This is a genomic window from Demequina muriae (assembly GCF_030418295.1).
In the GTDB taxonomy this organism is placed as follows: domain Bacteria; phylum Actinomycetota; class Actinomycetes; order Actinomycetales; family Demequinaceae; genus Demequina; species Demequina muriae.
On record NZ_JAUHQA010000001.1, the window covers coordinates 1041911 to 1054738 of the forward strand.

Below are 12828 nucleotides of genomic sequence, written 5' to 3' on the forward strand. Positions count from 1 at the left end.
GCCGCCTCGCGGCGTCACAGGTCGTCGACCAGCCATCGACGAATCCACTTCTCTCGCGCCCGGTGCGCCTCGCGCGACGGCGGTGCCTCGTCGTCCACACAGTCCGAGGCGTGAAAGGCCCCTGACCAGGTGTGGAGTTCTGCGCGGCAGCCGTTCTCCCACAAGGCCTGTGCGTAGGCCACGACGGAGTCCCGGAACACCTCTGCGGTGCCCACGTCGAGGTAGGTCGGCGGCATCGCGTGCAGATCGGTACGTTCGCCAGGCGGGGAAGGCGAAGCTTCGCTGATGGCGGCGGCCCAGCCTGTGGCGGTGCTGCGGACGCTCCATGCCTGGTCGTCGGCGAAGTCCGCAGTGGATGCCGTCTCCAGGCGGGAGAGCATCGGACAGACGAGCATCAGTCCGTCCACCCGGATCCCCTGCTCTCGACAGGCCAATGCGGTGGCGGCGGCGATCCCTCCTCCCGCACTCTGTCCCGCAAGCAGCACGGGCAGATCGTCCTCAGCGGCGGAGGCGCACACCTCGGTCGCAGCACCGGTCATGGCGGCGAAGTCATGTTCGGGAGCAAGGGGATACTCCACCGTCCACACCTCGAGAGCGAGCGCCGTGGCATGGCGCGCGAGCACGTCCACGCCGTCGAATCGATCGCCCGCGACCAATCCACCGCCGTGCAGGAAGACCACCCGGGCCTGCGGCGCCTCATCACCGCGAAAGATGGTGCAGGCGACTCCTCCGATGTCGCGGTCGATCGCGCGCAGACCGTGCGACGAGGCCACAGCGCATGCGGTGGTCGCGCGCGATGCCGCCCATTCGCGAAAGGCACGGATGTCGGCGAGGGTGACGATGCGCTGCGTCGGCGCTCCCTCGAGCGAGTCGTGGGCCTGGAGCAGTGACGTGGCGATGCCGATGCGCGCATGGCGCTGGCGCGACGTCATCGCTCCACGGGCTCGCCATCGCGCCACACGGCGACGGCGCTCATGTCCCGGTCCCACAACACAGCGTCGCCCCTCGCGCCGGGCGCGAGGGTGCCCAGGTCTGCTCGACCAATGGCCAGTGCGGGGGTCGCCGTCGCGGCAATGATCGCGTCCGTGAGCGGCACGCCCCACGCCGTGACGTTGCGGATCGCGCGGTCCAGAGTCAGCGTGGATCCGGCAATGACGTCCGTCCCCGCCAGGGTGGCCCTGCCCGCCTCCACATCGACGTGAAGTCCGCCGAGCCGGTAGCGCCCGTCCGCCGCCGCGGCCGCCGCCATTGCGTCGCTGACGAGCGCGATCCTGCCCGCAGCGGCGCGGAACAGCATCGCGACCACAATGGGGCTCACGTGGTGACCGTCCGCGACGACTTCGAGAGTCACCCGCTCGTCGGCCATCGCCGCCCCGACGGGGCCTGGCATGCGGTGGTGCAGAGAGGGCATGGCGTTGAAGGCGTGCGTCAGGATCGTGGCGCCCGCGTCGAAGGCGGCGGCCGCGCACTCCTGGTCCGCTTCGGTATGGCCGACGGCGACCCGCACCCCGGCCTCGCGCAGCGCCGCGATGGCCCCGGATGCGCCCGCGAGTTCGGGCGCCATCGTCACCTGGACGAGGGGTCCGGACGCGGCCAGCGCCGCGAAGTCGACGCTAGCGGGGGGCGTCAGCGCCTCGGGATCGTGAGCCCCACGACGGCCGTGCGCCAGGCACGGTCCCTCCAGGTGGACGCCGATCAGCGGGCCGTTCGTTCCTGCCGCACCGGCGACCGCGTGAAGCTGAGCCGTGAGGACACTCACCGGGGCGCTCACGAACGAGGCGACGATACGCGTCACGCCACAGCGCGCGTGGGCCGCCGCGGCCCAGGCCATCGCATCGGCTCCATCCTCGAAGGAATGCCCGCCGCCGCCATGGTTGTGGATGTCGATGAGGCCGGAGGTCAGGATCGCGCCGGCGCCCGCGACTTTGCTTCCGTCGATGCTCGGCATCGCAGTCAGGGGCGCTGGCACCGGTCCCGACCCAGTCGCCACGACAACGCCGTCGCTCAGGTGGACCCATGCGTCGGGCACGTCCGTGGGACGTCCGTCGCCCCCTGCGGTGATGAGCCGCGTCGAGTGGATCAGCACGTCAGCCACGGCGGTGCCCGGGGACGGTGTCATGACCAACGCTGTCGCGCGTGGCGCGCAGGTTGTCCTCGACGGTGCGCAGCACGTCCTCCGCGGTACTGTCTGCCGGTCTCCTGCTCACCTTGAGACCGAGCGCTTCGACCGGGCCAGCGGCCGACAGGGCAGCCCGCACGTGATCGGAGTCAAGCAGAGAGCCCGACTGGGGGTCCGCCGCCGCCAGCGGCAAGTGAGCGTCCGCCCACGCGCTGCCATACGGACCGTCGGTGTCCGCCGTGCCCGACAGCGTCAGCCCGGTCAGCAGACCCGTGGCAGCGACCCGAGCGATCTGCACCGTCACCGCATCCGCGTCTCGCAGTTCGACCATCGACCGCCCCCAATTGAGCCACACCCCGAGGATGGCGCCTGAGGCCGCGATGACGTCGATCTCCTCGTCGAGCCGAAGAAAGCCCTTCTCGAAGCGGTGCCCCACCGCCGCGTCGCAGTGCTCCACCACCAACCGCGCCCCCTGCCAGTCCCAGGCGGCGATCTCATCGATCGAACGCGCGAGCGCGGGAGCGGAACCGCCGCCTCGCGGTGCAGTGTGCAGGGACACGTAGGTCACGCGCGCGGCACTGACTCCTGCGAGGCGCTCCACATCCTTCGCCACCGCGCGCAGATCCTCGACTGCGGCCCGACGGCCTTCGGCGTCGGCCGATGCGATGCCATAGTGCGAGTCCTTCGTCGCCCTGGCCATGACCCACGGCAACGGCGTGAGCGCCAACTGCGCGCCAGCGGGCACGTGAGCGAGGAACCACTGGTCGTCGTGCGGGTGCACTCCGCCCATCCACGGCACCTCGAGACCGGCGACCCCGGGCATCGCGCACAGTCCGGACAGCAGTCGCGCCTCAAGCTGCGGCTCCCACGACTGATGCGCGGGCGAGGCCGCGTAGGCGCTCACCAGAACGGGCGGCAGTGCGCTGCTCACCGCGCCAGCTCGCGGGCGGCGTACGTGTCGCGGTAGTAGTCGGCCAGTTCGAGCTGCGCGGCGGCCGGCTCATCGATGACGACCGTCACGTGCGGGTGGTGCTGCAGGATCGTGGCGGGCCACAGGGCAGAGACCGCGCCCTCGACGAGCTGGCGCACCGCCGCGGCCTTCCCTCGACCTGTCGCGACGAGCACGACGTGGCGTGCATCCATGATCGTTCCCAGCCCCTGGGTGAGGCAGTGGCGAGGCACCGCATCGACGTCCCCGTCGAAGAAGCGGGCGTTGTCGCGACGGGTCTGATCCGTCAGCGTCTTGACCCGCGTGCGCGAGGCCAGCGAGGACCCGGGCTCATTGAAGGCGATGTGCCCGTCCGTTCCGATGCCCAGGATCTGGAGATCGACGCCGCCCGCAGTGGAGATCTCGTGCTCGTACTGCACGCACGCGGCCTCAAGGTCCGGCGCGGTTCCATCGGGTCCCATCACCGCTCCGGGCGCGAAGTCCACTCGCGACACGAGCTCGTGATCGATGACACTGCGGTAGCTGCAGGGGTGGCCCTCGGGCAGACCCACGTATTCGTCGAGGGTGAAGCCGCGCGCCCGTGCGAGCGACAGCCTCCCGTCATTCACACGGGCCGCGAGCTCCTCGTACGCAACGAGCGGGCTGGACCCGGTCGCCAAGCCCAGCACTGCGGTGGGCTTGCGGTCCAGAAGCGCCCCAATCTGGTCCACAACGAGGCCGCCGATGGCCGGCGCAGGAGTGATGATGACCTCCATCAGTGCTCCTCTCGCAGCGCGCGGGCAAACCATGTCGTGATGGTCGTCGGGTGGGTGATGGCGGTGCCGACGCACACCGCGAACGCCCCCGCCCTCATGGCAGCGGCGGCCGCATCGGGCGTGTGCACGCGCCCCTCCGCCATGACGGGACGGGAGCATTGAGCGACCATGGACTCGATGAGCTCGAGATCGGGCCCCTGAGTCACGGGCCGCTCCCCGGTGTATCCGGAGAGGGTCGTGCCGAGTATGTCGGCCCCCGCGTCCTCTGCCGCCAATGCGTCTTCCACGGACCCGCAGTCGGCCATGACGACGACGTCGCTCTCGGCGCGCAGGCGCCGTATCGTCTCCGCCAGAGACAGCCCATCGCGGCGGCTGCGCCGTGTGCCGTCGAGCGCCACCACGTCCGCTCCCGCCGCTGCCACTGCGCGTGCGTGCTCAAGGGTGGGGGTGATGAAGACTCCGTCGGTCCCCACCTTCCACAGGCCGATCACCGGGACCTCGAGATCAGCGACGGCGCGAATGTCTTCGATGCCCTGCACCCGAATGCCGGCCGCTCCCCCCGCCACCGCAGCGCGCGCGACTTGCGACATCGTGCGAGGGTCCCGCATCGGCTCTCCCGGATATGCCTGACACGAGACCACCAGTGCACCGTTCAGGCGCTCCACCACCGCATCGGCCGTGCCCGTCATGAGCACTCCCCCAGCTGATCCCAGGCCAGCGCCCCGACACCACGCAGCGGTGCGTGGTCGCCCAAGGTGCCGGGAAGAATCGGGACCTCCTGGAGCACGTCGATGGCCTCCGTGAGGAACTGCTCGCGCATGGGACGCCACCACAGGTCGCCGATTGCAGGCACGCCGCCGGTGATCACCACGCACTCCGGGTCGATGAGGCTGACGGCGCCGGCGATCGCTCGCCCCACCGCAGCGGCGGATTCGGCGATGGCACGCTGCGCAGTGTCATCGCCCTCGGCAGCGAGCCGCGCGAGCGTTCTGGCACTGCGCACATCGTCGCGACCGCCGATCGCGAGGTACAGCCGATGCATCCCGACTCCCGAGCCGATGGCCTCGAGGTGGCCCAACCTCCCGCAGGGGCAGCGCAGCGTGCAGGTGCCGGGCACCGGGACGTGGGCGAACTCTCCCGCCACGTGACGCGCACCGCGCCAGACTCGTCCATCGAGGATGATTCCCGCACCGATGCCGGTGCCCACCGCCACCACTAGCGCACTCGCGCTGCCAACGGCCGCGCCGAACCGATGCTCCCCCACCGCATGAGCGTCGACGTCGTTGACCACGACGATGGGCCCGGACGGCGCCATCAGGGAACCGAGTTGCGAGCGCACCCGTGCGGCGACAGGAGTTCCCGCCCAGTCGGCCAGGGTCTCGGTCGCCGACAGGATCGTGCCAGTCGTCGAGTCCACGACGCCCGCCGCAGCGATGCCAACGGCCTGCACCTCGGGGATGCCTGCCCGGCGAGCCGCCTCGCCCGCTACTTGGGCGACGGTTTCAATGACCGCATCCGGCCCGTGGGCACCGGGGGTCGGCGCCTCGACCTTGTCGATCACGCGCGACTCCGAGTCGACGATCGTCGCCGCAGTCTTGGTGCCGCCGATGTCGACGGCCAGCACGTGTGTGCTCATCAGGAGGCCGCTGGCAGCATCTCGAGAGACCTCAGGATGGCGGTGATCCTCTCGACGGCATCGGCATCGACCGCCTCCACCGTGTTCGCGACCGTCGCAGTCGCAATGAGGCCCTGCGCCTTCATGGCCGCCTTGAAGGCGCCGACACCGGTGGCGTCACCCGACAGCCCCACGGGCTGAAACACGATCTCGAACAGCTGATTCAAGCGCTCCTGCTCGGCCCGCGCGGTCTCCCAGTCACCCCGGGTGGTCGCGTCCCACAGGCGCACGTAGCCTGCCGCGTCGACATTCGCGAGCCCGGGCACGACCCCGTCAGCGCCCGCAAGCGCCATCGCGTCGACGACCACCTCGTGCCCCGTGAGAAGCTGCAGCGGCCGGCCAGCCGCGGCATTGGCGGCGACCAATCGACGGAAGGCGATATCGTCACCGGACGAGTCCTTCACCCCGTGGAGCACGCCTTCCGTGGCGAGCTGCATGAGCAGGTCCAAGCCCAGCTTCGCGTGGACGCGCACCGGCACGTCGTACGCCCACAACGGCACATCAATCGCTGCCGCCACGGCCCGGAAGTGCGCCGCTACCTCGGTCACAGAGTTGATGGCGTACAGCGGCGCGGTGGTCACGATGGCGTCCACGCCGGTGGCGCAGAGCATCCGCGCCACCTCCGATGTGCGGACGGACGTCAGCTCGATGGCCCCCGAGATGACCGGCACTCGGCCCGATGCCGCATCGACGATCGTGCGCGAGACCGAGACCCGCTGGGCGTCGGTGAGGTAGGCCGTCTCCCCGGTGGAGCCGAGCGCGAACAACCCGTCGACACCCGCGCTGACGAGATGATCGACGAGGCGTTCGAGCGAGCCGTGGTCAATGCTGCCGTCGAGCTTGAGCGGCGTGGCGACGGGAGGGATGACTCCGGAGAATCGGGCGGTCGTGGCGTGAGACATAGTGGGTCCAGTTCTAGGTTGTTCAGGAGAGCGGGTGAGAGGCGAGAAGCGAGGGCGCAGCGCCCAGGAGAGAGCGGGTGTAGTCCGCCGACGGGTGGTCGAAGACCTGAGCGGCGTCGCCGTGCTCGACAGCCTGGCCCGCGTTCATCACGACGATCTCGTCCGAGAGGTAGCGCACCGTCTGAATGTCGTGCGAGATGAACACCATCCCCAGGTCGAGCTCGTTCTTCAGATCCGTCAGCAGGTTGAGGATCTGCGCCCTCACGGACACGTCGAGCGCGGAGGTGGGCTCATCCGCCACGATGACCTGCGGATCCAGCACCAGCGCCCGAGCGATCGCGACGCGCTGACGCTGACCGCCGGATAGCTGGTTGGGGAAAGCATCGAGCGCCGATGCCGGCAGTCCGACCATGCCCAGCAATTCGCTGACTTTCGCGAGGCGCTGACGAGCGTTGCCGACCCCGTGCACCTGGAGCGGATCCAACAGCGCATCCCGCACGGTCATGCGGGGGTTGAGCGCCGTGGCGGGATCCTGGAAGACCACGGACAAGGTCCTACCGAGGCGACGGCGCACGCTGGTCGTGAAGCGCGTCACCTCTTCGCCTCCCAAGACCACCTGCCCCGAGGTGGGCGCCTCCAGGCCGACGAGCACCTTCGCCGCGGTGGACTTGCCCGAGCCGGACTCCCCGACGATGCCGAGCGTGCGGCCGCGGCGCACCGCGATTGAGAGCCCTGCCAGCGCATCGACGTAGTGCGGCCGCAGCAGGCCCGAAGTCCGGGTCTTGTAGCGAACGTGGACGTCTCTCAGTTCAACGATTGCATCGGTCATCGCGGGTCTCCGATCGGCTCTACGGGCGCATCGTCGGGATGCGCGGCGTAATAGTGGTCGGTGCCCGACACCCTGCGCCGCACGGGCGTCACGCCCGCGTGCCGGGCAGGATCCGACGAGCGGGGCGCGAAGCGGTCGCCGGCAGGGAAGTCGCGCGGGGACGGGACAGTCCCCCGCACCTGATGGAGCCGGTCCGATCCGGACTCGATCGACAGCACAGCCCCCAGCAGACCCCGCGTGTATTCGTGGACGGGTTGCGTCAACAGTTCGCGAGTGGTGCCCTGCTCGACCACTTGACCCGCGTACATGACGGTGATGCGGTGAGCCAGCTCCGCGACCAGCGCAAGGTCGTGCGAGACGAACACCATCGCGAAGCCCAACTCTTCGCGCAGTGTGTTGAGGAGCTCGACCACCTGGGCCTGGACGGTGACGTCCAGAGCCGTCGTCGGCTCGTCTGCGATCACCAGGCGGGGATCCCTCGTGAGAGCCATCGCGATGAGAACGCGCTGGCGCTGGCCGCCCGAGAGCTCATGGGGATACGACGACAGCGTGCGCTGTGGATCGAGCCCCACCAGTCGCAGCAGCTCCTCGGCGCTACGGGTTCCGCCGCGCGACGTGAGCTGCTTCATCTGTGACTTGATCAGCATCGCGGGGTTGAGCGAGCTGAGGGCGTCCTGGTAGATCATCGCGATGTCGTGCCCGCGCAGCGCGTTGCGCTCGGCAGCAGACATCGTCAACAGATCCTTGCCGTCGAAGAGGATCCGACCGGTGATGGTCGCCCGCGGGTCCAGCAGGCCCATGATCGCCAGCGACGTGATCGACTTGCCGCATCCCGATTCGCCCACGATCGCGGAAGTCTCTCCGGGCCGGACGGTGAAGTTGACATGGTCGACCACGTGCACGTCGCCATGGCGCGGGAACGAAATCGACAGGTCCTGAACCTCAAGCAGCGGAGGCACATCCGCAGCGCGTTCGAGCCGGTCGGTGCGGGTGAGTTCAATCTCGCGCAGTTGGGCCAAGCGCTCCTCCAGTGGCAGGCCGGGCGTCGTCGCATGCAACGACGCCGCCGTGTCCACACGGTCGGAACCGTCGCCGGTAGCCTCCACGCCGCTGGACTGCGCGCCCGCGAGCGCCTCCGCGCCTTGCCCGGCGGCCGCATCGGACATCGAACGCCGTCTGCGTTCCTTGGGCGCGATCATCGCATCGGTCATGCCTTCGGACAGCAGGTTCAGGCATAGGACCGAGATCATGATGAGCAGGCCCGGGAAGAACGTGGCCCACCATGCGCCGCTCATGATCAGGTTGCGACCGGCAGCGATGACGTTGCCCCATGACGGCGCGGGATCGGGCACCCCTGCACCGAGGAAGGACAGCGACGCCTCGAAGACGATCGCATCGGCCACCAGGATGGTCGCGAACACGAGCACAGGGGCCATGGTGTTGCGGGCCACGTGCCTGACGATCACCCGGGGTGTGGATGCGCCTATCACTCGGACCGCCGCGACATAGTCCTCTCCGTATTGGTCGAGCACGTTGGCGCGCACGATCCGGGTCAGTTGGGGGACGTAGAGGAAGGCGATCGTGAGAATCAGCACCGGCAGCGACTTGCCGAACACCGCCACAAACACTGCGGCCAGGGCGATGCCGGGGAAGGACATCACCACGTCCATGATCCGCATCAGTGTCTCGGAGATCCATTTGGGTGCGGTCGCGGCGATCGAACCCAGCACGACCGCGACTGCCAGCGCGGTGAGAGTCGCACCCAGGCCGATCGTGAGTGAGTAGCGGCCTCCATAGAGCAGGCGCGAGAAGATGTCTCGCCCCTGACGGTCGGTGCCAAACCAGTGCTCGGCGCTAGGAGGACCGACCGGAGGACCGGATGCCAGCGGGTCGTACGGGGCGATCAGGGGAGCGAACAGCGATGCCAGCGCGATGATCGCGAGAAGCACCAGTCCGATGGTCGAGGCAGTGGAGAGCTGGCCCAAGCGCAGGCCCGGGACGGACAGTCGTTCGGTGAGTGTGCGTCGCATGAGATCAGACCGCCCTGATTCGCGGGTTGATGAGTACGTAGAGCAGGTCGACGATGATGTTCATCACGACGAACGCGAGTGCGACCGCGAGCGTGACGCCCTGCACCAGATTGGGCTCGTTGTTGGTCACTCCGTTGAGAATGAGTGTTCCCATCCCGGGGATCGCGAAGATGACCTCGATCACGACTGCTCCACCGAGCAAGTAGCCCACCCGCAGCCCGAGGACGGTGACCGGGGTGATCAGGGCGTTGCGCAACACGTTGCGCCCCACCACCACGCGGCGCGGGACCCCAGCACCAAGGGCGGTGCGCACGTAGTCGCGATCAAGCTCCTCGACCATCGACGTGCGCACCACGCGCGAGAGCTGGCCGATCACCGGTACGGCGAGCGCCAGAGCTGGCAGCGCCATGCGAGAGAGCCATCCGCCGAAGTCCTCGGAAGCAGACGGCAACGGTCCTGATCCTGGAAGAAGGTCGAGCTGCAGCGTGAACAGCTGGATCAGCAGTACTGCGAGCCAGAACGACGGCGTCGAAAGAGAGGCGACGCCGAAGATGCGGATCGCCTGGTCCGGCCACCGGTCGCGGAACACTGCAGCCGTCACGCCCAGGATCGTGGCAACAATCACTGCGACGAAGAGGCCAAGGAACGTGAGCGACAGCGTGATGGGGAAGGCCCGCGCAACTTCGTCGACGACAGGCAGGCTGCGGGCGGAGTAGGACCCAAGGTCGCCTTGGAACAGGCCGACCAGGAAGTCGATGTAGCGAGCGATAAGTGGCTCATTGAGCCCATAGGCCTCGCGGTAGGCCTCGAGCGCCTCGGGTGATGCGGTCTCGCCGAGCGCGGTGCGCGCCGGGTCCACGGGAGAGAAGGACATCACGAAGAAGACGAGGAAGGTGATGCCCAAGAGCATCAGCGGAAGCTGCAGGAGCCTGCGACCGATGAGACGGAGCGTGTTCGACACGGACCGCTCCTTCCTAAGAAGAGGGTGGGGATGCGGAGGGCGCGCGACGAGGAACGCGCGCCCTCCGCATCAGGGTCACTCGGCGGCTACGCCGGTCCCGAGGAAGGACAAGCCAGTGGTCGGCACGGGGGCGAACCCGACCAGCTCATCCGAGTTCCACGCCGTCGGCAGCTTGCGGTGGAACAGCGGGTAAAGGACGGCCTCCTCGGCAATCAGATCGAAGGCCTCGTTCCAGGTCTCCTGCTGCGCGTCGCCCTCTTCCTGTACGGCGGAGTCGAGCAGAGTACGCAACTGCGCGTACTCATCGGAGTCAGACCAGTTGGTGCGACCTTCGGTCCAGACGTTCTCTCCGTACCACCAGTTCATCAACAGGTCGGGGTCACTTCCGAACACCGAAGGGTCGCCCGGGGCGATCATGACGGTGTAGTCGCCCGAGTCGACCTTGGCGTACTGGGCAGCTGACTGGCTGACATCGAGAGTGACGTCGACGCCGATCGCATCGAGCGACTCCTTGATCAGCGGCGCCACTTCCTTGACCCAGCCGGTATCGGTCATCAGCAGGTTGATCGACAGGTCCGTCACGCCGGCCTCCGCAAGCAGGTCCTTCGCCGCGTCCGGGTCGTAGGTGTAGACAGTCGACGCCTCGTTGTAGTTCGGGTAGGTGTCGGGCAGGAACGACTTCGCTGCCGTCGCGTTGCCAAGCATGCCCGTCGAGATGATCTTGTCCATGTCCAACGCGTAGTGGAACGCCTGCCGCACGCGGACATCATCGAAGGGCGCTGCGTCGGTGTTGAACATCATGAACAGCAGTCCGAAGGACTGTGCGCTCTCTACGTCCACGGTCGCGGCGAGTGTGTCGACGTCGATGTAGGGCACGTCCTCCATTGCCTGGATGGTGCCTGTCGACATCGCGGTCGCTCGTGCCGCGGCATCAGCAAGCAGGTTCCAGTTCATGCCGGCCGCCTCCGCTGGGCGCGGGCCGTTGTAGCCCTCGAATGCCTCGAACACCATCTTGTCCTCCGGGACGGCGGAGACCAGGGTGTAGGGGCCAGAACCCACCGGGTTTGCTCCGAAGCCCTCCGGATCGGCTTCGACGAGCGCCTTGGGGACGATCTTGACGATGCCGAGTCGTTCGTTGATGAGCGAGAACGGGAAGTCCGTGGTGATCTGCACCGTGTCCTCGTCCACCGCCGTCACGGTGTCGATGAAGTCGATGTAGGTCGTGAAGAGCGACTCGCTGTTCGGGTCCAGCACGCGTTCGTAGCTGTAAACGACGTCGTCGACGGTGACGGGCTCGCCGTTCTGGAAGGTCGCGCCTTCACGAATGTCGACCTCGTAGGTCGTGTCGTCGATCTTGGTCGGGAAGTCCGCCGCAAGAGCCGCGTAGGGCTCCGTGGTGGCCGGGTCGAGGTCGACCAGGCCCTCGAAGATGTGCCAGTTGGCCGCCACCGTGACCGCGCCGGAGGCGATCATCGGGTCGAAGCTGCCGTTGAGCGTGTAGGAGATTCCCGCTTCGATGATCGCGTTCGGATCGATGTCGGAGGAATTGGCTGAGGACGCATCGTCCGACGCGTCGTCGGTGGTGGCACCGGCGCAACCGGCCAGCAGCAATGCGGCGGCGAGGAAGCCCGCTGTCACAGCTGTTGACCGACCCACACGGCGCTGGGTGGGGATCGTGTTCATATGTACTCCTGGTGAATGAGTTCGGTCACTCTGCATGAGCATAGACACCGTTGTCTGTTGTATGACATCTGATGTCTGACGTATTTCTAGCACGGGGCTAGATTGGAGGCAACCACCGATGCGAACTTGTAACCTTCGGAGTGGTCGACCTGGACGGAGTTGGAATGTCACTGCCCAATAAGCGTGGTGCCCGGATGCGTCGCTCCACCGCGGCCGGCCAGATCAAGGAGCTGATCCTCACCCAGAGGCTCAAGCCCGGCGATGCGCTTCCCACCGAGGCCGAGCTCTGCGAGACCCTCGACGTCTCCCGCTCCTCGGTTCGAGAGGCGATCCGCACTCTGTCAACGCTCGACATTGTGGACGTGCGCCACGGGCACGGCACCTTCGTCGGCGACATGTCCCTCGATCCCCTGGTTGAGACGCTCGTATTCCGCGGGGCGCTGTCCTCCGATGGGTCGCTCGAGGCGCTGAGAGAAGTCGTCGAAGTTCGACTCGCCTTGGACTTCGCGCTCGCAGAACTCGTGGTGGAAGGCGCGCGCCGCCACCACGTCGAGGAGCTTCACGTACTCGTGGACGAGATGAACGCCAAGGCCGCACGCGGCGAGTACTTCCTCGAAGCGGATCGCACGTTCCACACGCTGCTGTACTCCGCAACCGACAATCAGCTCGCCGAGCAGCTCGTCGGCGCGTTCTGGGACGTGCACACCGCCGTCGCACCTCACTTGGGTTCGGCGTCCCCCTCCGAGATGCGCGAGACCGCCCAATGCCATGCAGACATGCTTGCGGCCGTGCTTCGCGGGGACGTCGAGGCGTATCGCAAGTCGGTGGTCGAGCACTATCGCCCGATTCAGCGGATGCTCGAGGCCGCGCCGCGTTGACCCTCCCGCCGCGCGCCACCGGCGCGGCGACTGTCATCGACTCCGTA

The 12828-nt window shown here is 67.8% G+C and carries 12 protein-coding genes; 1 reads left to right on the forward strand and 11 read right to left on the reverse strand.

What is annotated here, in order from left to right; genetic code table 11:
- Positions 1–14: 14 nt before the first annotated feature.
- The 11 genes from QQX02_RS04825 to QQX02_RS04875 form a co-directional block, all read right to left on the reverse strand.
- Positions 15–932 (reverse strand): alpha/beta hydrolase, encoded by a 918-nt coding sequence (locus tag QQX02_RS04825; protein ID WP_301141605.1) that lies wholly within the window; start codon positions 930–932, stop codon positions 15–17.
- A complete protein-coding gene (locus tag QQX02_RS04830; protein WP_301141606.1) occupies positions 929–2119 on the reverse strand; it encodes an N-acetylglucosamine-6-phosphate deacetylase in 1191 nt (396 codons plus the stop codon). The genes QQX02_RS04825 and QQX02_RS04830 overlap by 4 nt, the downstream gene beginning before the upstream one ends.
- The gene (locus tag QQX02_RS04835; protein ID WP_301141607.1) at positions 2088–3050 is read right to left on the reverse strand and encodes a DUF4862 family protein; all 963 of its coding nucleotides are present in this window, start codon (positions 3048–3050) and stop codon (positions 2088–2090) included. Before QQX02_RS04835 ends, QQX02_RS04830 begins: the two co-directional genes overlap by 32 nt.
- Positions 3047–3823: a glucosamine-6-phosphate deaminase gene (gene nagB / locus QQX02_RS04840; RefSeq protein ID WP_301141608.1), complete on the reverse strand. Its 777-nt coding sequence runs from the start codon at positions 3821–3823 to the stop codon at positions 3047–3049. Before nagB ends, QQX02_RS04835 begins: the two co-directional genes overlap by 4 nt.
- The gene (locus tag QQX02_RS04845; protein WP_301141609.1) at positions 3823–4512 is read right to left on the reverse strand and encodes an N-acetylmannosamine-6-phosphate 2-epimerase; all 690 of its coding nucleotides are present in this window, start codon (positions 4510–4512) and stop codon (positions 3823–3825) included. Before QQX02_RS04845 ends, nagB begins: the two co-directional genes overlap by 1 nt.
- Positions 4509–5459 (reverse strand): ROK family protein, encoded by a 951-nt coding sequence (locus QQX02_RS04850; RefSeq protein WP_301141610.1) that lies wholly within the window; start codon positions 5457–5459, stop codon positions 4509–4511. The genes QQX02_RS04845 and QQX02_RS04850 overlap by 4 nt, the downstream gene beginning before the upstream one ends.
- Positions 5459–6400, reverse strand: a complete 942-nt coding sequence (locus QQX02_RS04855; protein WP_301141611.1) for a dihydrodipicolinate synthase family protein — start codon at positions 6398–6400, stop codon at positions 5459–5461. The genes QQX02_RS04850 and QQX02_RS04855 overlap by 1 nt, the downstream gene beginning before the upstream one ends.
- Before the next feature lie 22 nt (positions 6401–6422).
- Positions 6423–7229: an ABC transporter ATP-binding protein gene (locus QQX02_RS04860; RefSeq protein WP_301141612.1), complete on the reverse strand. Its 807-nt coding sequence runs from the start codon at positions 7227–7229 to the stop codon at positions 6423–6425.
- Positions 7226–9259 (reverse strand): dipeptide/oligopeptide/nickel ABC transporter permease/ATP-binding protein, encoded by a 2034-nt coding sequence (locus tag QQX02_RS04865; protein WP_301141613.1) that lies wholly within the window; start codon positions 9257–9259, stop codon positions 7226–7228. Before QQX02_RS04865 ends, QQX02_RS04860 begins: the two co-directional genes overlap by 4 nt.
- Before the next feature lie 4 nt (positions 9260–9263).
- Positions 9264–10220, reverse strand: a complete 957-nt coding sequence (locus QQX02_RS04870) for an ABC transporter permease (protein WP_301141614.1) — start codon at positions 10218–10220, stop codon at positions 9264–9266.
- A 75-nt stretch (positions 10221–10295) separates the two neighbouring features.
- Positions 10296–11903 carry an ABC transporter substrate-binding protein gene (locus tag QQX02_RS04875; protein WP_301141615.1) on the reverse strand — a complete coding sequence of 536 codons (1608 nt, stop codon included), beginning with the start codon at positions 11901–11903 and terminating at the stop codon, positions 10296–10298.
- Between the two features lie 164 nt (positions 11904–12067).
- Here QQX02_RS04875 and QQX02_RS04880 point away from each other — a divergent pair, with 164 nt between their 5' ends.
- Positions 12068–12781: a FadR/GntR family transcriptional regulator gene (locus QQX02_RS04880; RefSeq protein ID WP_301141617.1), complete on the forward strand. Its 714-nt coding sequence runs from the start codon at positions 12068–12070 to the stop codon at positions 12779–12781.
- Positions 12782–12828 lie beyond the last annotated feature (47 nt).

Bases quoted from the DNA above. Each gene is read 5' to 3' on its own strand.
- QQX02_RS04825 (WP_301141605.1), bottom strand. From the start codon at position 932: ATGACGTCGCGCCAGCGCCATGCGCGCATCGGCATCGCCACGTCACTG.
- QQX02_RS04845 (WP_301141609.1), bottom strand. From the start codon at position 4,512: ATGACGGGCACGGCCGATGCGGTGGTGGAGCGCCTGAACGGTGCACTG.
- QQX02_RS04865 (WP_301141613.1), bottom strand. From the start codon at position 9,259: ATGCGACGCACACTCACCGAACGACTGTCCGTCCCGGGCCTGCGCTTG.
- QQX02_RS04855 (WP_301141611.1), bottom strand. From the start codon at position 6,400: ATGTCTCACGCCACGACCGCCCGATTCTCCGGAGTCATCCCTCCCGTC.
- QQX02_RS04860 (WP_301141612.1), bottom strand. From the start codon at position 7,229: ATGACCGATGCAATCGTTGAACTGAGAGACGTCCACGTTCGCTACAAG.
- QQX02_RS04880 (WP_301141617.1), top strand. From the start codon at position 12,068: ATGTCACTGCCCAATAAGCGTGGTGCCCGGATGCGTCGCTCCACCGCG.
- nagB (WP_301141608.1), bottom strand. From the start codon at position 3,823: ATGGAGGTCATCATCACTCCTGCGCCGGCCATCGGCGGCCTCGTTGTG.
- QQX02_RS04850 (WP_301141610.1), bottom strand. From the start codon at position 5,459: ATGAGCACACACGTGCTGGCCGTCGACATCGGCGGCACCAAGACTGCG.
- QQX02_RS04875 (WP_301141615.1), bottom strand. From the start codon at position 11,903: ATGAACACGATCCCCACCCAGCGCCGTGTGGGTCGGTCAACAGCTGTG.
- QQX02_RS04830 (WP_301141606.1), bottom strand. From the start codon at position 2,119: ATGACACCGTCCCCGGGCACCGCCGTGGCTGACGTGCTGATCCACTCG.